General features: G+C 64.3%; 15 protein-coding genes. 9 read left to right on the top strand and 6 right to left on the bottom strand.

The features are described from left to right. Positions 1 to 29: 29 nt before the first annotated feature. Complete coding sequence (locus tag FS665_RS01450) at positions 30 to 1,313, bottom strand: Zn-dependent hydrolase (protein ID WP_145182256.1); 1,284 nt, start codon at positions 1,311 to 1,313, stop codon at positions 30 to 32. Between the two features lie 10 nt (positions 1,314 to 1,323). Next, positions 1,324 to 2,823 carry an NCS1 family nucleobase:cation symporter-1 gene (locus FS665_RS01445; RefSeq protein ID WP_145182253.1) on the bottom strand — a complete coding sequence of 500 codons (1,500 nt, stop codon included), beginning with the start codon at positions 2,821 to 2,823 and terminating at the stop codon, positions 1,324 to 1,326. Positions 2,824 to 3,175: 352 nt separating this feature from the next. Here FS665_RS01445 and hydA point away from each other — a divergent pair, with 352 nt between their 5' ends. The 3 genes from hydA (at position 3,176) to preA (ending at position 7,338) form a co-directional block, all read left to right on the top strand. Then, positions 3,176 to 4,621 (top strand): dihydropyrimidinase, encoded by a 1,446-nt coding sequence (gene hydA / locus FS665_RS01440; protein ID WP_145182250.1) that lies wholly within the window; start codon positions 3,176 to 3,178, stop codon positions 4,619 to 4,621. 75 nt (positions 4,622 to 4,696) lie between these two features. Continuing rightward, the gene (locus FS665_RS01435; RefSeq protein WP_145182247.1) at positions 4,697 to 6,064 is read left to right on the top strand and encodes an NAD(P)-dependent oxidoreductase; all 1,368 of its coding nucleotides are present in this window, start codon (positions 4,697 to 4,699) and stop codon (positions 6,062 to 6,064) included. Beyond that, the gene (preA, locus tag FS665_RS01430; RefSeq protein WP_145182244.1) at positions 6,064 to 7,338 is read left to right on the top strand and encodes an NAD-dependent dihydropyrimidine dehydrogenase subunit PreA; all 1,275 of its coding nucleotides are present in this window, start codon (positions 6,064 to 6,066) and stop codon (positions 7,336 to 7,338) included. The genes FS665_RS01435 and preA overlap by 1 nt, the downstream gene beginning before the upstream one ends. A gap of 36 nt (positions 7,339 to 7,374) precedes the next feature. Here preA and FS665_RS01425 read toward each other — a convergent pair whose 3' ends face one another. The 4 genes from FS665_RS01425 to gnd all read right to left on the bottom strand — a co-directional run bounded on the left by FS665_RS01425 (position 7,375) and on the right by gnd (position 12,426). After that, positions 7,375 to 8,001 (bottom strand): TetR/AcrR family transcriptional regulator, encoded by a 627-nt coding sequence (locus FS665_RS01425; protein ID WP_145182241.1) that lies wholly within the window; start codon positions 7,999 to 8,001, stop codon positions 7,375 to 7,377. Positions 8,002 to 8,056: 55 nt separating this feature from the next. Next, the gene (locus FS665_RS01420; RefSeq protein WP_145182239.1) at positions 8,057 to 9,853 is read right to left on the bottom strand and encodes a glycoside hydrolase family 15 protein; all 1,797 of its coding nucleotides are present in this window, start codon (positions 9,851 to 9,853) and stop codon (positions 8,057 to 8,059) included. An 87-nt stretch (positions 9,854 to 9,940) separates the two neighbouring features. Then, positions 9,941 to 11,446 (bottom strand): glucose-6-phosphate dehydrogenase, encoded by a 1,506-nt coding sequence (gene zwf, locus FS665_RS01415; RefSeq protein WP_145182236.1) that lies wholly within the window; start codon positions 11,444 to 11,446, stop codon positions 9,941 to 9,943. Continuing rightward, positions 11,446 to 12,426 (bottom strand): phosphogluconate dehydrogenase (NAD(+)-dependent, decarboxylating), encoded by a 981-nt coding sequence (gnd, locus tag FS665_RS01410; protein WP_145182233.1) that lies wholly within the window; start codon positions 12,424 to 12,426, stop codon positions 11,446 to 11,448. Before gnd ends, zwf begins: the two co-directional genes overlap by 1 nt. 201 nt (positions 12,427 to 12,627) lie before the next feature. On the opposite strand from gnd, the gene FS665_RS23325 reads away from it, so the two are divergent. From FS665_RS23325 to FS665_RS01385, 6 genes are all read left to right on the top strand, one after another. After that, positions 12,628 to 12,795, top strand: a complete 168-nt coding sequence (locus tag FS665_RS23325) for a DUF6026 family protein (RefSeq protein ID WP_178108271.1) — start codon at positions 12,628 to 12,630, stop codon at positions 12,793 to 12,795. Between the two features lie 185 nt (positions 12,796 to 12,980). Continuing rightward, positions 12,981 to 13,436: an SgcJ/EcaC family oxidoreductase gene (locus tag FS665_RS01405; RefSeq protein WP_145182230.1), complete on the top strand. Its 456-nt coding sequence runs from the start codon at positions 12,981 to 12,983 to the stop codon at positions 13,434 to 13,436. Positions 13,437 to 13,922: 486 nt separating this feature from the next. Next, a complete protein-coding gene (glgA, locus tag FS665_RS01400) occupies positions 13,923 to 15,482 on the top strand; it encodes a glycogen synthase GlgA (protein WP_145182227.1) in 1,560 nt (519 codons plus the stop codon). Positions 15,483 to 15,496: 14 nt separating this feature from the next. Further along, a complete protein-coding gene (gene treZ, locus FS665_RS01395) occupies positions 15,497 to 17,239 on the top strand; it encodes a malto-oligosyltrehalose trehalohydrolase (protein ID WP_145182224.1) in 1,743 nt (580 codons plus the stop codon). Beyond that, on the top strand, positions 17,236 to 19,305 hold the full coding sequence (gene malQ / locus FS665_RS01390) for a 4-alpha-glucanotransferase (RefSeq protein ID WP_145182221.1): 2,070 nt from the start codon (positions 17,236 to 17,238) through the stop codon (positions 19,303 to 19,305). The genes treZ and malQ overlap by 4 nt, the downstream gene beginning before the upstream one ends. Continuing rightward, positions 19,302 to 22,076: a malto-oligosyltrehalose synthase gene (locus FS665_RS01385; RefSeq protein WP_145182218.1), complete on the top strand. Its 2,775-nt coding sequence runs from the start codon at positions 19,302 to 19,304 to the stop codon at positions 22,074 to 22,076. The genes malQ and FS665_RS01385 overlap by 4 nt, the downstream gene beginning before the upstream one ends. Positions 22,077 to 22,083 lie beyond the last annotated feature (7 nt).

The raw sequence follows: 22,083 nt of genomic DNA, 5'->3' as shown, positions 1-22,083 counted from the left end.
GGGCTTGAGCGGCGCCGAGCAAGCGCCACTCAAGCCGCCAGGCGTGCGCTGGCGATGGCCTCGGAGGCTGCCAGCATCGCCCGCAGCAAGACCGCGCACCCTGCGCCCAGGTCTTGCTGTGTGGCGTTCTCGATCTCGTTGTGGCTGATGCCGTTCTCACAGGGCACGAAGATCATTCCTGCCGGGCCCAGCTCGGCAAGAAAGATCGCGTCATGCCCCGCCCCGCTGACGATGTCCATGTGGGGCAAGCCCAGCGCCTGCGCCGAATCACGCACCGCTTCGACGCAGCCTCGGTCGAAATACAGCGCCGGGAAATCCGCCGTGGGCGTCAGCTCAAAGCTCAGCCCGTGCTCGGCACAGGTGGCCTCGATCACCTCGCGCACCTGGGCGATCATCGCGTCCAGACGCTCGCCTTGCAGATGGCGGAAATCCAGGGTCATGCGCACTTCACCTGGAATGACGTTACGCGACCCCGGATAAGCCTGCAGGCAACCGACCGTGCCACAGGCGTGTGGTTGATGGGCATGGGCCGCGCGATTGACCGCCGCGACCACTGCCGCCGCTCCCACCAGTGCATCTTTGCGCAGGTGCATGGGCGTCGGCCCTGCGTGGGCCTCGACCCCACGCAGGGTCAGGTCGAACCATTTCTGCCCCAGTGCGCCCAGGACCACGCCGATGGTCTTGGCCTGGTCCTCGAGGATCGGCCCCTGTTCGATATGCGCTTCGAAGTACGCACCGACCAGGTGGCCGAGGACTTCGCGCTCGCCGGCATAGCCGATGGCGTTCAACGCCTCGCCCACCGAAACGCCCTGGGCGTCGCGCTTGGCCAAGGTGTCATGCAGGGTGAACTTGCCGGCAAATACCCCCGAGCCCATCATGCACGGGGCGAAGCGCGAGCCTTCTTCGTTGGTCCATACCACCACCTCCAACGGCGCTTCGGTCTCGATACCCAGGTCATTGAGGGTGCGCAACACCTCCAGCCCTGCCAGGACGCCGAAACAGCCATCGAATTTGCCGCCAGTGGGCTGGGTGTCGATATGGCTACCGGTCATTACCGGCGGCAGCTCGGGATTTCGCCCGGGGCGGCGAGCGAAGATATTGCCCACGCCATCGACGCTGACCTGGCAACCGGCCGCCTCGGACCACTGCACGAAAAGGTCCCGCGCCTGGCGATCAAGGTCGGTCAGCGCCAGGCGGCATACCCCGCCTTTGGGCGTGGCGCCCAGACGGGCAAGGTCCATCAGCGACTGCCACAGGCGCTCACTGTCGATATGCTGCTCGCTTGAAGTCAGGACGTTCCGAGCTTGGCTCATGGTTTTCTCCTCAGGCGTTTTTATTGGTCGGGGTAGGCGTTACCGCCAGGCCAGCCACCACCCGCGCGCCGAGGGCGTAGTACAACGCGCCGCCCAGCAGTGAGCCGGTGAACCAGCCGTAGTCGTAGAACCAGCTGAAGCGGCTGTCGCCGATGGCCACTACGGTCAGCGCCACCGGCACGCCGAAGGCGACGAAACCGGCCCAGTTCCAGGCCGGGTAGACGTCGTCGCGGTACAGGCCGGCCAGGTCCAGGCGCTGGCGGCGGATCAGGAAATAGTCGACCACCATGATTCCCGCGATCGGCCCCAGCAGGCTCGAATAACCCAGCAACCAGTTGGAATAGACGCTTTCCAGGCTCAGGTCCGAAACGATCCAGCCGAGTTTTTTCAACAGCTCGTGGCTCATCAGCGCCAAGCCAATGAAGCCGGTCAGCCACACCGCGCGGGTACGCCCGATCAGGCGCGGGGCGATGTTCTGGAAATCATTGGTGGGCGAGACGATATTGGCCGCCGTGTTGGTCGACAATGTGGCGATGACGATCAGCGCCATGGCCAGCGCCACCCAGCCAGGGCTCTGGATCTTGCCGATCAGGGTCACCGGATCGGACACCGTTTCCCCCACCAGCGATGCCGAGGCTGCGGTCATCACCACGCCCAGGGCGGCGAACAGGAACATGGTCAGCGGCAGCCCGAAAATCTGCCCGAGGATCTGGTCCTTCTGGCTTTTTGCATAGCGACTGAAGTCGGGAATATTCAACGACAGGGTGGCCCAGAAGCCGACCATGGCCGTCAGCCCGGCGCCGAAGTAGCTCAGTACGCTGGCCCCTTCTGGACGCTTGGGTGGCTGGGCCAGCAGTTCGCTCATCGACATGTGCGGAAAGGCCCAGATCAGCAGCCCCAGGCCGAACGCGACGAGCAACGGTGCGGACAGGGTTTCCAGCCATTTGATCGACTCGGCGCCGCGTAGCACCACCCAGAGGTTCAGCGCCCAGAACAGCATGAAGCCGATCACTTCCCCGGTGCCACCCAGGGCTTTCCAGCCGTCGAATACCGAGCCCAGAAACAGGTGAATGGCCAGCCCACCGAACAAGGTCTGGATGCCGAACCAACCACAGGCGACCACCGCGCGAACCAGGCACGGCACGTTGGAGCCGATGATGCCGAACGAGGAGCGCAGCAGCACCGGAAACGGGATGCCGTACTTCGTGCCGGGAAAGGCATTGAGCGTCAACGGAATCAGCACGATCAGGTTGGCCAGCAGGATCGCCAGCAGCGCTTCACCGACGCTCAGGCCAAAGTAGGCGGTCAGCACACCGCCCAGGGTGTAGGTCGGCACGCAGATCGACATGCCCACCCACAGCGCGGTGATGTGCCATTTGTTCCAGGTGCGCTGGTGCACTTTGGTCGGTGCGATGTCGTGGTTGTAGCGAGGGCTGTCGAGTACGTCACTGCCGGCATCCAGCTCGCACAAGCCTGCCTGCTCGATCACTTGCGATCTATTCTGCTGCATGGCCTTTCTCCAGATTTCTTGTAGTTGTTCGCTCATCGGGCTACTGCGACGGCCGGAGTGACGCACGTTCGGAAACAGCAAGGTTCGGATAGCAAATCTTGCTTAAAATCGGATCCTGTCAAGTGAGACAGGATGGGCAGGCGGCTGACCAAAGCCCCTCATCTACTGGCTTACCGTTATTTTTCAATGGGTTAAAGACCTTATTAATTATCGGGAATTTTTTCTTGCTCAAATTCCGATCAGCAACTAGCCTCGAATCTTGTCAGGTCTGACAGGATTGAACCTCACCAGGCCATGGCATACGACAATTCCAAGAACCGGCACAGACCGGTCAGCCTGCGAGGAAGACGGCATGTCCCTGTTGATCCGTGGCGCCACCGTGGTTACCCACGAAGAGAGTTACCCCGCCGATGTCCTGTGTGTCGATGGCCTGATCCGCGCCATCGGCAAAGACCTGCAAGCCCCTACCGATTGCCAGATCCTCGACGGCAGCGGGCAGTACCTGATGCCAGGCGGTATCGACCCGCACACCCACATGCAGCTGCCCTTCATGGGGACCGTCGCCAGCGAGGATTTCTTCAGCGGCACGGCAGCCGGGTTGGCGGGCGGCACCACCTCGATCATCGATTTCGTCATTCCCAACCCGCAGCAATCGCTGCTCGAAGCGTTTCACACCTGGCGTGGCTGGGCACAGAAAAGCGCTTCGGACTATGGCTTTCACGTCGCCGTGACCTGGTGGAGCGAGCAAGTTGCCGAAGAGATGGGCGAGTTGGTGCAACAGCACGGCGTCAACAGCTTCAAGCACTTCATGGCCTACAAGAACGCGATCATGGCCGCCGACGACACCCTGGTCGCCAGCTTCGAACGTTGCCTGCAACTGGGCGCGGTGCCAACCGTGCATGCCGAGAACGGCGAACTGGTCTATCACCTGCAGAAAAAGCTGCTCGCCCAGGGCATGACCGGCCCGGAAGCGCACCCGCTGTCGCGCCCTTCACAGGTCGAAGGCGAGGCAGCCAGCCGCGCCATTCGCATCGCCGAAACCATCGGTACGCCGTTGTACGTGGTACATATCTCCAGCCGCGAGGCCCTCGACGAGATCACCTACGCCCGGGCCAAAGGCCAGCCGGTCTACGGCGAGGTGCTGCCCGGCCATCTGCTGCTCGATGACAGCGTCTACCGCAACCCGGACTGGGCCAGCGCTGCCGGCTACGTGATGAGCCCGCCCTTCCGCCCGCGCGAACACCAAGAGGCGCTGTGGCGCGGCCTGCAGTCGGGCAACCTGCACACCACCGCCACCGACCACTGCTGCTTCTGCGCCGAGCAGAAGGCCATGGGGCGCAATGATTTCAGCCGCATCCCCAATGGCACCGCCGGCATCGAAGACCGCATGGCCGTGCTCTGGGATGCCGGGGTCAACAGCGGGCGCTTGTCCATGCACGAATTCGTCGCGCTGACCTCGACCAACACCGCCAAGATCTTCAACCTGTTCCCGCGCAAAGGTGCCATTCGGGTCGGCGCCGATGCCGACCTGGTGCTGTGGGACCCGCACGGCACCAGGACCCTATCCGCCCAGACCCACCACCAACGGGTGGATTTCAACATCTTCGAAGGCCGCACCGTGCGGGGCGTGCCCAGCCACACCATCAGCCAGGGCAAGCTGCTCTGGGCCGACGGCGACCTGCGCGCCGAACCCGGCGGCGGTCGTTATGTGGAGCGCCCGGCCTACCCGTCGGTATACGAGGTTTTGGGCAAACGCGCAGAGCAGCGTCGCCCGACCCCGGTACAGCGCCAGGGCTAGCGGGGCTGCACGGCAGCGCGAAATCCGCCGCCAGCCAGCGACGTGCATACCTAGAAAAAAGAGAGGCTATCCACTGTGATCGATGCCCTGAATCATCTGCCGCGCCCGCGTGCCGGCAGCGCCCAGTTGGCCCAACAGTTCAGCGACCTGGCCCCGCCGCTCACCGCGCGCCAGGCCGCAGTCGAAAGCGCCCGCTGCCTGTATTGCTACGACGCCCCGTGCATCAACGCCTGCCCGAGCGAAATCGACATTCCATCGTTCATCCATCGCATCAGTGACGAGAACCTGCAAGGCGCCGCCGAGCGCATTCTGGCGGCCAATATCCTCGGCGGCAGCTGCGCCCGGGTGTGTCCCACGGAAATCCTCTGCCAACAGGCCTGCGTGCGCAACAACGCCCAGGAATGCGCGCCGGTGTTGATCGGGCAATTGCAGCGCTATGCGCTGGACAACGCCCAGTTCGACCAGCATCCCTTCCAGCGCTCACCCGCCACCGGCAAGCGCGTTGCCGTGGTCGGCGCAGGCCCGGCCGGGCTGTCGTGTGCCCATCGCCTGGCCATGCACGGACACGATGTGGTGGTGTTCGAGGCCGCCGAGAAACCCGGCGGACTCAACGAATACGGCATCGCCCGCTACAAGCTGGTCGATGACTATGCCCAGCGCGAGGTAGCGTTTCTGCTGGGTATTGGCGGTATCGAGATCCGTCACGGCCAGCGCCTGAGCAGCAATCTGAGCTTGAGTGAGTTGCGCGATCAGTTCGATGCGGTTTTTCTGGGGCTGGGCCTCGCTGCCGTGCGTCAGCTCGGCCTGGCCGACGAGCAGGCGCCCGGCCTGCTCGCCGCCACCGCTTATATCCGCGAACTGCGTCAGGCGGACGATCTGGCGCAGCTGCCGCTGGCCGACCGCTGCCTGGTGATCGGCGCCGGTAATACTGCCATCGACATGGCTGTGCAGATGAGTCGACTGGGCGCCCGCGACGTCAACCTGGTGTACCGCCGCGGCCATGCTGACATGGGCGCGACCGGGCATGAGCAGGATATCGCCAAGGCCAATCAGGTGCGCCTGCACACCTGGGCCCGGCCGGATCAGGTATTGCTCGACGGCAACGGCAAGGTGCGCGGCATGCGGTTCATGCGTACCACACTGGTCGAGGGTCGTCTGCGCGACACGGGCGACACCTTCGAGCTGGCCGCCGATGCCATCTTCACCGCCATCGGCCAGTGCTTCGACGAAGCGAGCCTGTACGACCCGCTGGCCGCGCAGCTGGCACGTGACGGCGAGCGCATCCGCGTCGATGCGCACATGCGCACCAGCCTGCCCGGCGTATATGCCGGCGGTGACTGCACCGCACTGGGCCAGGACCTGACGGTGCAGGCCGTGCAACATGGCAAGGTAGCGGCGCACGCCATCCATGCCCAACTCATGCTCAACGTGGAGGCAGCGTAATGGCCGACCTATCGATCGAATTCGCCGGCATCAAGGCGCCCAACCCCTTCTGGCTGGCCTCGGCCCCTCCTACCGACAAAGCCTACAACGTGGTGCGCGCCTTCGAAGCGGGTTGGGGCGGCGTGGTGTGGAAGACCCTCGGCGAGGACCCGGCCGCGGTCAACGTGTCATCGCGTTATTCTGCGCACTTCGGCCCCAACCGCCAGGTCCAGGGCATCAACAACATCGAGCTGATCACCGACCGCTCGCTGGAGCTCAACCTGCGGGAAATCACCCAGGTCAAGCGCGACTGGCCAGACCGCGCCCTGATCGTGTCGCTGATGGTGCCGTGCGAAGAGGCCTCCTGGAAATTCATCTTGCCCCTGGTGGAAGCTACCGGCGCCGATGGCATCGAGCTCAATTTCGGCTGCCCCCACGGCATGCCCGAGCGGGGCATGGGCGCGGCGGTGGGCCAGGTGCCTGAATATGTCGAGATGGTCACGCGCTGGTGCAAGCAGTACAGCGCGTTGCCGGTGATCGTCAAGCTCACCCCGAACATCACCGACATCCGCCAGTCGGCGCGCGCCGCGCATCGCGGCGGCGCCGATGCAGTGTCGCTGATCAACACCATCAACTCGATCACCAGCGTCGATCTGGAGCGGATGGTCGCCCACCCCATCGTCGGTGAGCAGAGCACCCACGGTGGCTACTGCGGCTCGGCGGTCAAGCCGATCGCCCTGAACATGGTTGCCGAGATTGCCCGCGACCCACAGACCCGAGGCTTGCCGATCTGCGGCATTGGCGGCATCGGCAACTGGCGCGATGCCGCCGAATTCATTGCGCTGGGCAGTGGCGCCGTGCAGGTCTGCACCGCGGCCATGCTGCATGGTTTTCGCATCGTCGAAGACATGAAAGACGGCCTGGCGCGCTGGATGGACCAGCACGGTCATCGTGACCTGCAGGCGTTTCGCGGCCAGGCGGTGGGACACACCACCGACTGGAAGTACCTGGACATCAACTACAAGTCGGTGGCGCAGATCGACCAGCAGGCCTGCATTGGCTGCGGACGCTGTCATATTGCCTGTGAGGACACCTCGCACCAGGCCATCGCCAGCACGTTGAAAGCCGATGGCACGCATCTGTACCGCGTGATCGAAGAGGAGTGCGTGGGCTGCAACCTGTGCCAGATCACCTGTCCGGTGGAAGCTTGCATCGAGATGGTCGCGCAGGATACCGGCAAGCCATACCTGAACTGGACGCAAGATCCCCGCAACCCCTACCGCGAAGCCAGCTGAAAAGCCGTGGGGCCACGCCGTGGCCCCTGCTGTCTTTCACGGTTCGAGTCCGATGCCACGCAGGATCACAGCGGTGACGGTTTGCACCGCCCGCTCGAACGCCCGCTCCGAGAGCGGCTCGCCCTCGTTCAACAACGTCACCTGGTAGCCGAAATCCGCATAGTGCTGGGTGGACGCCCAGATCATGTACAGCAGCGCCGAGGGCTCCACCGGCAGGATCCGCCCCTCGGCCACCCAACGGCGAATCTTCTCTTCCTTGAGCTTGGCCCACGGCACCAGGCTGTCGCTCAGGTTCACCCCCAGCACCGGCGCGCCATGCAACATTTCCTCGGCCCAGATCTTCGAGCCCAAGGGACGCGAGCGCGAGTGGCCCATCTTGGCGCGAATGTAACTGGTCAGCACCACCCGCGGGTCATCGAAGTTCTCGAAACACAGGGCGTCCTGCTTCCACTCCTCGAGCAGGTCTTGCAGCACGGCGCGAAACAGCTCGTCCTTGGTGCTGAAGTAATAGTGCAGGTTCGAGCGCGGCAGCTGCGCCTGCTCGGCGATATCGCCCATCGAGGTGGCGGCGTAGCCGTTCTCGGCGAACACTTTTTCAGCAGCGCGCAGGATCTTCTCGGTGTTGCGTCGGCGAATCTCGATTTTGTGAACACGACCGCTCATGCAGGCTCCCGCCGCCAATCCATCGCGCAAGTCTACCCCAAGGGCCGTCGGCCGCTTAGCCACAGCTGGCTCGATCCCGCGCCGGGCACTGCGCCCGGTGCAGATTCAACGCGGTGTTGATGATGCCGATGTGGCTGAATGCCTGAGGGAAGTTACCAAGCATGCGCTGGTCGGCAGGGTCGTACTGCTCGGCCAGCAAGCCGACATCGTTGCACAGACCAGCGAGTCGCTCGTACAGCGCCTGGGCCTGGGCCTGGCGACCGAGCAGCACATACACGTCGGCCAGCCAGAAGGTGCAGACCAGGAAGGTGCCCTCCCCAGCCGTCAGGCCGTCGCTGCAGCTGTCGCTGTCATAGCGCAGCAACAGGCCGTCTTTGAGCAGGCGCTGTTCGATCTGCTCCACGGTGCGCAAGACCCGCGGGTCGTCTGCCGGCAGAAAGCCGGTCAGGGCAATGTGCAAGAGGCTTGCGTCCATTTCGCTGGAGCCGTAGGCCTGGACGAAGAACTGGCCGCTCGGGTCCAGGCCGTGCTCACACACTTGCTCGCGAATCTGCTGGGCCACTTGCCGGTAGTGCTGGGCACGCTCCCGGTCCTGCTCGTTGCCATCGGCCAGCTCGGCTGCGCGGTCGAAGGCGACCCAGGCCATGACCTTGGAGTGGACGAAGTGCTGCCGTGCGCCGCGCACCTCCCAGATCCCTTCATCCGGTTCGCGCCAGATGCTTTCCAGGTACGGCAGGATCAACCGCGCGATCGCCGCGCTACGTGGGTGACGTGGCAGCCCGCCGCGGATCGCCTGGGCCATGGCGTCGGCCAGCTCGCCGTAGATATCCAGTTGGGTTTGCTGCGAAGCGGCGTTGCCCACGCGCACCGGCTGAGAATGTTCATAGCCGGCCAGCCAGGGCAAGGTGTACTCCTGCAGATCACGTTCACCGGCAAGCCCGTACATGATCTGCATCTGCTCCGGGTTACCGGCCACCGAGCGCAACAACCATTCGCGCCAGGCCTGGGCCTCGTCGAAATAACCCAGGTTCATGAAGGCCAGCAAGGTCATGGTGGCATCGCGCAGCCAGCAGAAGCGGTAATCCCAGTTGCGCTCATGGCCGAGGCTTTCCGGCAGCGACGTGGTGACCGCCGCGACGATGCCCCCGGTAGGCGCGTAGGTCATGGCCTTGAGGGTCAGCAACGAGCGCCGAACCTGCGGCGTGTAAGGGCCAACATCTGGGCAGCGGTCGGCAAACCCCTGCCAGTGCAAAAGAGTGTGCTGCAAGGCTTGATCGACGTCGCAGTCCGGCTGCACCGGCAGGTGCGAGGGCTGGTGACGCAGGCTGAAGACATGACGCTCGCCCGCCTGCACCCGCAAGCGCGCGGCGGTGTGGTGATCACGGGCGTGGGTAGCGACGCTGCTGCGCAGGATCAACCGATCGGGCCCGGCAACGGCGCTGAGGGTCAGTGGGTCGAGTTTTTCCACCCAGGGCACGCTGCGCCCATAGTCGAAGCGCATCACCAGGTCCATCTCGAAACGGGTTTCGCCGGTCAGGCCTTCGACGATGCGTACCACCGAATTGACCTCGTCCAGTGGCATGAAATCCAGCACCCGGGCGCGGCCGCTGGCTGTGACCCAGGTGGTTTCCAGTACCAGGGTATCGCCCAGGTACTGGCGGCTGACCTGCTCGACCGGGTCGCTGGGGGCCAGGCGCCAGCGGCCGTTCTCTTCGTTACCGAGCAGCGCGGCGAACACGGCTGGGGCGTCGAAGCGCGGCAGGCACAACCAGTCCAGCGAACCGTCACGGCTGACCAGGGCGGCGCTTCGGCAGTTGCCGAGCAGGGCGTAGTCTTCGATAAGGGCGGGCATTGCGACTCCTCTGGTGGGTTTGCCTGCACCGCTCGGCGAGCAAGCGGACCTGCGCGCCGAACGGCCGGTGCAGACAGCGAACAGCAGTTATCCCAGTGTGTGCCACTCGCGCTTGTCACGCGTCAGCAGTTCGTTGCCAGCCTCCGGGCCGTCCTCGCCGGCCGCGTATTCATGCACCTCGCCACCTTGCGCCCAGGCATCGAGAAATGGTTGCACCGCGCGCCAGCCGTTCTCGATGTTGTCGGCGCGCTGGAACAGGGTCTGGTCACCGGTCAGGCAGTCGTAGATCAGCGTCTCGTAGCCGGTGGCCGGGGTCATCTTGAAGAAATCCTTGTAGGCAAAGCCCAGCTCGACGTTCTCCATCACCAGCTCCGGACCTGGCCGCTTGGCCTGCAAGTCGAACCACATGCCCTCGTTGGGCTGAATCTGGATCTTCAGGTAGTTGGGTTTGGGCCGCTCCAGTTCCGACTCGCGAAACTGCGCGTAGGGGGCCGGTTTGAAGCAGATGGCGATCTCGGTGTCACGCACGCTCATGCGCTTGCCGGTGCGCAGGTAGAACGGCACACCGGCCCAGCGCCAGTTGTCGATCATCACCTTGAGCGCCACGTAGGTTTCAGTCTGGCTGTCCGGCGCGACGTTGCTCTCCTGGCGATAGCCGGCGAGGCGCTTGCGCCCCTGCTTGCCCGCCGCATACTGACCACGCGCCGAGTTCTTCAGGGCCATCTTGGTCGACCAAGGCCGAATGGCCCCGATCACCTTGGCCTTCTCGCCGCGCACGGCATCGGCGCCGAAGGCAGCGGGCGGTTCCATGGCAACCATGGCCAGCAGCTGGAACAGGTGGTTGGGGACCATGTCGCGCAAGGCACCGGTGCTGTCGTAGAACGCGCCGCGGGTTTCCACGCCCACGGTTTCGGCAGCGGTGATCTGCACGTGGTCGATGTAGTGGTTATTCCAGAACGATTCGAACAGGCCATTGGAGAACCGGCTGACGAGGATGTTCTGCACCGTTTCCTTACCCAGGTAGTGGTCGATGCGGTAGATCTGCCGCTCGTCCATCACCTTCAGCAGGCAGGCGTTGAGGGCCTGGGCACTGGCCAGGTCGGTGCCGAAGGGTTTTTCCACCACGACCCGGCGAAAGCCGCCGGCCGACTCGTCGAGCAGCCCGGCCTCACCCAGGCGCTTAGCCACCTCGGTGAAGAACCGTGGTGACGTCGCCAGGTAAAAAATGGCGTTGCCGTGGCTGGTCTTGTCGATGCGCCTGGCCAGCGCGGCGTAGGTAGCCGGATCGAGGAAATCCCCGGTCTGGTAATCCAGGCGTTTGGCCAGACGGTCCCAGATGGCTTCGTCCAGCGACGCCGGCGCACCCTCGCCGCCCTTGTCGCGACTCTCCAAGAAGTCGTGCAGGCGCCCGGCGAAGGCTTCGGCAGTGGCCTCGTTGTGGTCGACGCCGACGATGCGCAAGTTGGGGTCGAGCAGGCCGTCACGGCTGAGGTTGTAGAGCGCAGGCATCAGCAAGCGCTTGACCAGGTCACCGTTGGCGCCAAACAGAAACAGCGTGCACGGTGGGGCAGCGGGAATGGTCTGTTTGCTCATCAGTCTTTTTTCTCGACATGGCCGCCGAAGCCCAGGCGCATGGCCGAGAGGATCTTGTCGCCGTAGGTCCCGTGCTGCTGCCGCGAGCGGAAACGGGCGAACAGCGCGCTGGACAACACCGGCACCGGCACCGCCTGCTCCACCGCCGCGTCGATGGTCCAGCGACCTTCGCCACTGTCGGACACCGAGCCACTGAACTGCGCCAACTGCGGATCAGCGACCAGGGCATCGGCGGTCAGGTCGAGCAACCAGGAGGTCACCACGCTGCCGCGGCGCCAGACCTCGGCGATCTCGGCCACGTTAAGGTCGAAGCGCTGCTCGGGCGGCAGTTCTGCGCCGCCTTTGCTGCGCAGCAGGTCGAAGCCTTCGGCGTAGGCTTGCATCAGGCCGTACTCGATGCCGTTGTGCACCATCTTCACATAGTGCCCGGCACCCGGTGGGCCGGCATGGATGTAGCCGTGTTCGGCACGCTGGTGCTCGCCGCTGCGGCCGTGGGTGCGCGGGATGTCGCCGACGCCAGGCGCCAAGGCAGCGAACAGCGGCTCGAGGCGCTCGAACACGTCCTTTTCACCGCCGATCATCATGCAGTAACCGCGGTCCAGGCCCCATACGCCGCCAGATGTGCCGACATCCAGGTAATGCAGGCCGCGCTTGGCCAGCTCGGCCGCACGGCGCATGTCGTCCTTATAGAAGGTGTTGCCACCGTCGATGATGGCATCGCCCGGCTCCAGCAGATCAGCCAACTGGGCGATGGTCTGCTCGGTTGGCTCGCCCGCCGGCAGCATGACCCACACCGCGCGCGGCGCCTTGAGTTTCTGCACCAGAGCCCCCAGGTCGTGGGCACCTTGCGCGCCCTCGCCTTCCAGGCCCACCACCGCCTCACGGTTGCGGTCGTGTACCACGGTGCGATGGCCGGCACGCATCAGCCGCCTTGCGATATTGCCGCCCATGCGGCCCAGCCCGACGATTCCCAGTTGCATGAGCCCATGCTCCTTTTGAAAATTAATGACGTTACGTTCAGCGTTTCAGGTTAGTCCAGCGTACCGCTCGAGGGTTCAGCGACGAACGGCGTGACCACGGTAAACAAAAAAGTTCCCTTCGGCTTCGAAAGAATTCAGAATGCGCGCCGCGTGAAGCGTCTATGCTTTAACTGTCACCAGCCAAAACCGCGAGGTGTGCTCATGGGTACCTTGATGCCTGCGACTCCAACCCAGACCCTCTATGTCTCCGTGCGCCGCGACGAACTGCGCAAACTCAAAGACGAACGTGACCAACTGCGCTTGCAGGTGGCACAGCTACACACATTGCTGGAACAGGCACGAATCGACGGCAAGTCCGTCAGCATCTGATTTGACTCCCTCGGCGGGGGCGTTCTGCCCCCCCTACGCTGCTGCCATTATCGGCACATTTCCCACGCCAATGGATGAATGATTTCCCGTTCTGCGGGTTATTGGCGATAACGTTTCCCGGGTGCTCCCGACACGCTTCACGGCCAGCACGCCCACTTCGGGCTGCCACACCTTGGAGCGCCAAAATGACCCGCCTTCCACTGTACCTGGCCCTGCTGCTCAGCGGCCTGAACCAGTCCGCCATTGCCTCGACAGAGAGTTGCCAGCGCCTGAATGACGAAGAGGTATTGGCGTTGTTCGCCGAATGGAATGCACGCATCCAGGCCGCGGACCCTGCCCAGGTGGCCGCGCTCTATCAGCAGGACGCCCTGCTTTTGCCTACCGTATCGAGCCAGAGCCGCGACAACCGCCTGGGCCACATCGATTACTTCGACAGCTTTCTGCGCAAACGGCCGTCAGGCGCGCTGACCGACACGTACATCTACAGCGGCTGCGAGCAAGCCACGCTGGCCGGGTCGTACGTCTTCACGTTTGCCGCCACCGGCGAGCGGGTACCGGCCCGATTCACCTTCAATTACCGCTATGCCGATGGGCAATGGCTGATCGCTCATCACCACTCCTCGTTGCTGCCTGCGGACTGAAAAACCCCCGATCCATCATGACGCACTCAGCGCACCACATCGGTGCGGCCAGGTGCGTCATGGTAACGCTCAGGTCACCAATTCCCGCCGCTGAACGGCCCCTGCAACAAGACGTCACAAACGCCAACGTTTGCGTCTAGCACGCCTCATAACGAAAGTGACCAATGGGTCACCTTTTTATCTCTTGCTCTCCTACACTCAGGTTTCGGCCCGCCATTTGCTCAGGGAAAGAGCACAGAAAAAAAGTCGAACTTTCGTGAAAGGCGGCGGGTCAGCACTAAGTAGGCCAAAGCGTATGGGACATACCCGCCTCGGCCCGCCTACCCCACACAGTCCTATTGCCGTCGGCCGGAATGCCGACTGCGGTGCCTGCGCGCACGACTAGGGGCATGGATAGCGTTAGGCCCATACAGAATTAGAGAGAACCAGTACGAGATACCGCTGAGGGTGCCAGCACCCAGCAAACACTTAGGGACGGAGAGAAGTATGATCAGTGCCGCTGTCGAGCCTCATGTAGAGTCATTCAAGTCGGACAACCGCGAGCCGCTCACCCCGGAATTCGCCAAGGCAGTCAAGGCACCCGGCGCGCAGCGCCAGCAGAACCCCAACAAACGCAAAGTTCTCTTCGTTACGTCGGAAATTTCGGACCTGGTCAAGACCGGCGGCCTCGGCGACGTCTCGGCAGCACTGCCGCGGGCCATGGCCCATCTACACGATGTACGCGTGTTGATCCCCGGTTACCCGCAGGTCATGGAAAGCGATAACCCGATCCACATCGTCGGCGAGCTGGGTGGCCACGCCGCACTGCCGCCGTGCAAGATCGGCCGCATGGACCTGCCCGACGGCCTGGTGATCTACGTACTGATCTGTCCCGAGCTGTACCAGCGCGAAGGCACCCCTTATGGTGGCAACAACGGTCGCGACTGGCCTGACAACCACATCCGCTTCGCGCGTCTGGGCCTGGCTGCAGCCGAGATTGCCGCAGGCGAAGGCATGATCCACTGGAAGCCTGAGCTGGTGCACGCCCACGACTGGCCTGCTGGCCTGGCGCCGGCCTACATGCACTGGCGCGGGCTGAGCACGCCAACCTTGTTCACCATTCACAACCTGGCCTACCAGGGCGTCTACAGCCGGGCTTGCAGCCCTGAGCTGGCGATCCCTGAGCATGCCATGCAGCAGGAAGGCATGGAGTTCTACGGCAAGCTGTCGTTCCTCAAGGCCGGCCTTGCCTACTCCAGCCACATCACCACCGTGAGCGCCACCTACGCCCAGGAGATCACCACCCCCGAATTCGGTTGTGGCCTGGATGGCTTCCTTGCCAGCAAGGCTCAGCAAGGCCTGCTTGGCGGCATTCCCAATGGCATCGACGAAAGCTGGGACTCGGCCACTGACAAGCACTTGGAGCACAACTTCAGCATCAACGACTGGGATGGCAAGGCGCGCAACGCCGACGCCGTGCGCCAGCTGTTCGGCCTGGACGCCTCCGAGGGTCCGCTGTTTGCCGTGGTCTCGCGCCTGGTCTACCAAAAAGGTCTGGACCTGACCCTGGGCGTGGCCGACTTCATCGTCGAGCAAGGCGGTCAGATCGCCATCATCGGTCGCGGCGAACCAGAAGAAGAGCAAGCCATGCGCGAGCTGGCGCTGCGCCATCCAGGCCGCATCGGCGTACGCATCGGCTTCAACGAGACCGACGCGCGGCGCATGTTCGCGGGCAGTGACTTCCTGCTGATGCCATCGCGCTACGAGCCGTGTGGGCTGAGCCAGATGTACGCCCAGCGTTTCGGTTCGCTGCCCGTTGCGCGCAATACCGGAGGCCTGGCCGACACCATCGAGAATGGTGCCACTGGCTTCCTGTTCGATGAATCGACCGTGGAAAGCTACCGCGAAGCCTTGAGCCGCGCGTTCTACACCTACTCCAAAAAGGACCTGCTCAACGCCATGCGCTGCCTGTCCATGACCCAGCCTTTCAACTGGTGCCAGGCCGTGGAACCCTATGCGCGCCTCTATGAGGACCTGGTCAAGCAAGCCAACCTGGCCCATCACTGAGCGGAGGCTCGACGATGCACAGACATGGCGCACACATGTTGGACGCCACGTCTGCGCGCTTCGCCCTCTGGGCGCCCGATGCGCGCAGCGTGAGTGTGGAATTGGAGCAGCAACCAGCCATCGAGCTGCTGCCCGACGATGATGGCTGGTACACCGGCACTGTCCCGTGCCAGCCTGGGAACCGTTACTACTACCGCATCGATGACAAGCTGCAGGTGGCCGATCCTGCTTCGCGCTATCAACCTGACGGCGTGCACGGCCCGAGCGTAGTGGTTGATCTGAGCGAATTCGACTGGCAGCACAACTGGCAGGGCCGACCTTGGCACGAGGCGGTCATTCAGGAAGTCCACGTTGGGGCACTGGGCGGCTACACCGGGGTCAAGGCGCAGTTGGCGCACCTGGCCACCATCGGCATCAGCGCCATCGAGCTGATGCCGCTGGGGCAGTTTCCCGGCGAGCGCAACTGGGGCTATGACGGCGTGCTGCCGTTTGCCGCGCAGCACAGCTACGGCACCCCGCAGCAGCTTTGCGAGCTGATCGACCATGCCCACGGCCACGGGCTGATGGTGATGCTCGATGTGGTCTACAACCACTTCGGCCCTGATGGCAATTACCTGCACGAGTATGCCCAGTCGTTTTTCCGCGAAGACCGCCAGACGCCCTGGGGCGCGGCAATCGACTTCCGCCGGCCGCAGGTGCGCGAGTACTTCATCCAGAATGCCTTGATGTGGTTGTGCGATTACCGCTTCGACGGCCTGCGCCTCGATGCCGTGCATGCCATCGACCAACCAGATTTTCTCATCGAGCTGGCGCAACGGGTACGCGCGGCATTGGAGCCAGGCCGGCAGGTCTGGCTGGTGCTGGAGAATGAACACAACCAGGCCTTTTTGCTCGAGCAGGGTTTCGATGCGCAGTGGAACGACGACGGCCACAATGCCCTGCACGTGTTGCTGACCGGCGAAACCGAGGGCTACTACGAAGACTACAAAGCACAGCCCATCGACAAGCTGGCGCGCTGCCTCGGCGAGGGTTTCGTCTTTCAGGGCCAGCCCAATCGCCATGGTGAGCCACGCGGTGAACCCAGCGGGCACCTGCCCCCGAGTTCGTTCGTGCTGTTCTTGCAGAATCATGACCAGATCGGCAACCGCGCCTTGGGCGAACGTCTGACTCGCTTGTGCCCACCTGCTGCGCTGCGCGCGGCCACCGGCTTGTTGCTGCTGGCCCCGATGATCCCGCTGCTGTTCATGGGTGATGAAGAAGGCAGCTGCCGTCCGTTCTTGTTCTTCACCGACTTTCACGATGAACTGGCCGACGCGGTGCGTGAAGGCCGGCGCAGCGAGTTCGCCCACTTCGACGCTTTCGCCGACCCGCAAAAGCGCGCCAGCATCCCTGATCCGAATGCCGTCGAGACCTTCGAGCTGTCGCGGCCACAGCCCAGGGAAGTACTTGCCGGTTGGCACGGCTTGTACCAGCAACTGCTGGCGCTGCGTCGCCGTCATGTCGTCCCGCACCTGCCCGGCACCCAGGCGTTGGGCGCCCAGGTACTGGGCGACAAGGCGCTAAGTGCCAGCTGGCGCCTGGGTAACGGCAGTACGTTGCGCATCGACCTGAACCTGGGCGCAGACGCCCAGGCTGCGACACTGCCTGCGGCCAGCCAGCGGCTGTTCGATAGCGCAGACAGCGTCCACCCCGACACTGCCCTGGCGCCCTACAGCTGCGTGGTCAGCCTGGTACCTGCTAAGCCGGAGCATTCATGAACGCCAAGCCACTGCATCGACTGGCCGAACAGGCCGGTTTGTCCCGAGACTGGATCGACGCCAACGATCGCCCGCAGCAGGTCAGCGATAACGTGCTGACACGCGTGCTTGAGGCCCTCGGCCACCCAGCTTCCACCGGACAGGCCATTGCCCAGAGCCTGCGCGCCTTGGAAACCGCCGGTGACGGCGATCACCTGCCACCTTTGCTCACAGCGTTGCACGGCGAGCCCTTGCCGCTGCAGCGTTATTTCAAAGCCGCAGCCAAGGCCCACTGCAGCCTCGAGCAAGGGGGTCAGCTGATCGTCAGCCTCGATGGCCGCGCCCGCTTGCCCGGCGAGCTGCCAGTGGGTTATCACCAAATCGAGATCGACAGCCAGCGCTTCACCCTGGCAGTAGCGCCGCCCACCGCCTACCGCTTTGAGGACGCATGTGAGCTGGCATCGCCGCGCTGCTGGGGCCTCTCGGCCCAGCTCTATAGCCTGCGCCGGCCCGGTGACGGCGGCTACGGCGACTGCATGGCGCTTGAGCAATTGGCACGCAGCGCTGCTGAACGTGGCGCCGATGCGCTGGCGATCAGCCCTATGCACGCGTTGTCAGCGTTCGACCAGGAACATTACAGCCCTTACTCACCCTCGAGCCGGTTGCTGCTCAATACGTTATATGCCAGCCCTGCCGCCATTCTCGGCGAACGGGCGGTGCGCATGGCGATCGAGGCCTGCGATCTTGAGGCCACGCTTGAGGACCTCGAGCAACAGCCCTTGGTCGACTGGCCCCGCGCTGCCGATGCTCGGCTACGCCTGCTGCAGGCGCTCTATCAAGACTTCAGCCAGGGCGATCACCCCCAGCGCGGCGACTTCGAGAGCTTCCGGGCAGCTGCCGGCGAGGCCCTGGAGCACCACTGCCGCTTCGAAGTGTTACAGGCTGAAGCCGTCGACCGTGGCCTGGGCGCCGATTGGCGGCAGTGGCCGAAGGCTTGGCAAGACCCGCAGACCCCCGAAGTGCAGAGCTTTGCCGAGGGGTATCCGGCACGCATCGAGTTCCAGGCTTTTTGCCAATGGTTGACCGAACGCAGCCTGCAGCGGGCGCAGGATGCCGCGCGCAGCAACGGCATGGCGGTCGGCCTGATCGCCGACCTTGCCGTGGGCGCCGACGGTGCCGGCAGCCAGGCCTGGAGCCGCCAGGATGAACTGCTGGCAGACCTGACTGTTGGCGCGCCCCCGGACATTCTCAACCGTTCCGGGCAAGACTGGGGCATTTGCGGTTTCTCGCCCGAGGGGCTCAAGCGCAACGGCTATCGCGCCTTCATCGAAATGCTGCGGGCCAATCTGGCCCATGCCGGCGGCCTGCGCATCGACCACGTCATGGGCCTGCGCCGCTTGTGGGTGATCCCGCGCGGCAGCAAACCCAGCGAAGGCGCCTACCTCAACTACCCCTTCGAGGACCTGCTGCGCCTGCTCGCCCTGGAGTCGTCGCGGCATCGCGCGATCATCCTCGGCGAAGACCTCGGCACCGTGCCTGACGGCCTGCGCGAGGCGCTGGCGCAAAAGCACGTGCTCGGCATGCGTGTGTTGCCGTTCGAGCAAGCATCGCCAGGCGCCTTCACGCCCATTCTGAAATGGCCCGACAACGCGCTGGCGACCACCGGCACGCATGATCTCGCGCCACTGGCCGGCTGGCTGGAAAACAGAGATATCGACTGGAGCCGACGTCTGCAATTGATCGACGCCGACACTGAACAGCGTTGGCGTCAGGACCGGCAGAAAGAACAGGCCGGGCTGCGCCGCACCTTGCAATCCAACTATGGCCCTCTGAAGGACAACGATGCCGTGATCGACGCTGCCATCCGCTTTGTCGGACACACCCGCGCCCCGCTGGTGCTGATCCCGCTGGAAGATCTGCTCGGCTGCGACGAACAGCCCAACATGCCCGGCACCACTGAAGGCCACCCAAACTGGCGCCGGCGCTTCGCCCAACCGGTGCGCGAGCTGCTCGATGACGAGGATGCCGCACGCCGCCTCGAGATACTGGCGCAAGCCCGTGAACAGGCCTGGGAGCGCGACCGATGAAACCGCTCACCGCCACCGTTCGCCTGCAGTTTCACAGCGACTTTACCCTCGACCATGCCGTCCCCCTGGTGCCTTACTTTGCCCAGCTGGGCATCAGCCACCTCTACGCCTCCCCGATTCTCAAGGCCCGCGCCGGCTCGCGCCATGGTTACGATGTGGTCGACCCGACCTGCGTGAACCCGGAGCTGGGCGGCGAAGCGGCCCTTGAGCGCCTGGTGGCCGCATTGCGCCAGCACGGCATGGGGCTGATCCTCGACACCGTATCCAACCACATGGCCGTCGGCGGCGCCGACAACCCCTGGTGGCAGTGCTTGCTGGCCTGGGGCCGGCGCAGCCCTTATGCGGAGTTCTTTGATATTCAGTGGCATTCGGCCGATCCGTTGCTAGCCGGCCAGTTGTTGTTGCCGTTCCTGGGCAGCGACTACGGCGTAGCGTTGAAGAACGGCGAGCTGCCGCTTGAGTTCGATGCCGAGCACGGCGTGCTGCAAGTCGCCCACTACGAACATCGCTTCCCGATCTGCCCGCTGGATTATGGCTGGATCCTGGCCCAGAGCGCCGACCCCAAGGTAAAGGCCCTGGCCGAGCACTTCACCGCGCTGGGCGACGCCGCCGACCCGTTGAGCGCCGCCCTGCCGCTGCAAGCCGAGCTCGCAGGCCTGGTGCGTGAAGGCGCGGACCTGCCATCGGCCCTGGCCGCATTCGACAGCAGCAACGAAGACGGCTTCAAACGCCTGCACGTGCTGCTCGAGCGCCAGACCTATCGCCTGGCCAGCTGGCGCACCGCTGCCGACGACATCAACTGGCGGCGTTTCTTCGACATCAACGAGCTGGGCGGCCTTCGTGTGGAGCGCTCGGTGGTGTTCGAGGCCACCCATGCCAAGCTCTTCGAGTTGATCGAGCGCGGCCTGGTAGACGGCTTGCGTATCGATCACATCGATGGCCTGGCCGATCCGCGCGGCTACTGCCGCAAGCTGCGCCGCCGGGTCGCCAGCCTGCTTGCCGCTCGCCCGATCGGCGCTGCAGTGGAGCACTTCCCCATCTATGTCGAGAAGATCCTCGGCGCCGACGAGCACCTGCACCGTGACTGGCTCACCGACGGCACCACCGGCTATGAGTTCATGAACCAAGTGTCGCTGCTGCAACACGACCCGGCCGGCGAAGTGCCGCTGACGCAATTGTGGAGCCGCATCAGCGAGCGCCCCGCGTTCACCGAGGAAGTGCGCTTGGCGCGCCATCTGGTGCTCAATGCCAGCCTTGCCGGTGACTGCGAATCGGTGGCACAGGCGCTGCTGCAGGTTGCGCGCAACGACCTGATGACGCGCGACCTGACCCTCGGTGCGATCCGCCGGGCGCTGCAGGCCCTGGTCGCGCATTATCCGGTGTACCGCACCTACTTCAATGCCTGCGGGCGCCCCGCCGAGGATGAGCGGTTCTTCCAACAAGCCTTGGCCGATGCCCGTCAGGACCTCAGCGAAGCCGATTGGCCGCTGCTCGAACAGCTCGAGCAATGGCTGGGGGGTCAACCTTGGCGCGCACTACCGCCAGGCCGGCCGCGCAAACAGTTGCGCCACGCCTGCGTGCGCTTCCAGCAGCTGACCGCGCCCAGCGCCGCCAAGGCGGTCGAGGACACTGCGTTCTATCGCTCGGCGCGGCTGCTGTCGCGCAACGACGTAGGCTTCGAGGCCGAGCGTTTCAGCGCAGACCTGGAGCACTTCCACAATGAGGCGCAGCGGCGCCTGCGCGACTTCCCCGACAACCTGTTGGCAACCGCGACCCACGACCACAAACGCGGCGAAGACACCCGCGCACGCCTGGCGGTGCTGAGTGAACGCGCCGACTGGTTCGCCAGCCGCGTGGAACACTGGCGCGAGCTGGCGGCGCCGCTGCGGCAAAAGCTCGAGGATGGCGTAGCGCCAAGCCCGGGCGATGAGCTGTTGCTGTGGCAGGCCTTGCTCGGCAGTTGGCCGCTGGACCTTGACCTGGATGACGACAAGGCCTTGCGCGACTACGCCGAGCGTATCCGCCAATGGCAGCAGAAAGCCCTGCGTGAAGCCAAGCTGCGCAGCAGCTGGAGTGCGCCGAACGAGGCGTACGAGGCTGCCTGTGCGGCGTATGTCGATGCCGTGCTGCTCGACCACGGCAACCGCCAGTTGCTGCAGTCGCTGTCAGATGCGGCCCAGGCAATCGCCTGCCCCGGTGCGCTCAATGGCCTGGTGCAGACGTTCATGCGCATGACCGTGCCAGGCGTGCCGGACCTTTACCAAGGCAATGAGTACTGGGACTTCAGCTTGGTCGACCCGGACAACCGCCGACCGGTGGACTACGCTTGCAGACGGCAGACGCTGGATGCGCTCGCAGCGCCGGAGGAGCTGCTGGCGCACTGGCACGACGGGCGCATCAAGCAAGCGCTGATCGCCCAAGTGCTCGACTGCCGCCAAGCCAACAGCGAGCTGTTCCGCCGTGGCGCTTATCTGCCGCTGACGGTCAAGGGCAAGCATGCCGACAAGGTCGTGGCGTTCGCCCGCCTCGGCGAGGACGCCCGCGCCATCGTCATTGCCCCGCGCTTGGCCAGCAGTCTGCTGGGCGGTGCTACAACGCCGTTGATCCCGGCGCAGAACTGGGACGACACCCGGGTGATCTTGCCGTTTGACCTGTCACCTGCCAATTGGACTGGACTTTTTGCAGGCGGTGCTGTCAGCCCTACAAGGGAGCTGATGTTGAGCACAGCTCTGGCGCAATTCCCAGTCAACCTGTTGATCGAACATGCATAGCATTCAG

The organism is Pseudomonas sp. URMO17WK12:I11, from assembly GCF_007677725.1.
Taxonomy (GTDB): Bacteria; Pseudomonadota; Gammaproteobacteria; order Pseudomonadales; family Pseudomonadaceae; genus Aquipseudomonas.
The sequence above is the reverse complement of the archived record's forward strand: the minus strand, read 5'-3'. Positions and strand labels throughout refer to the sequence as shown.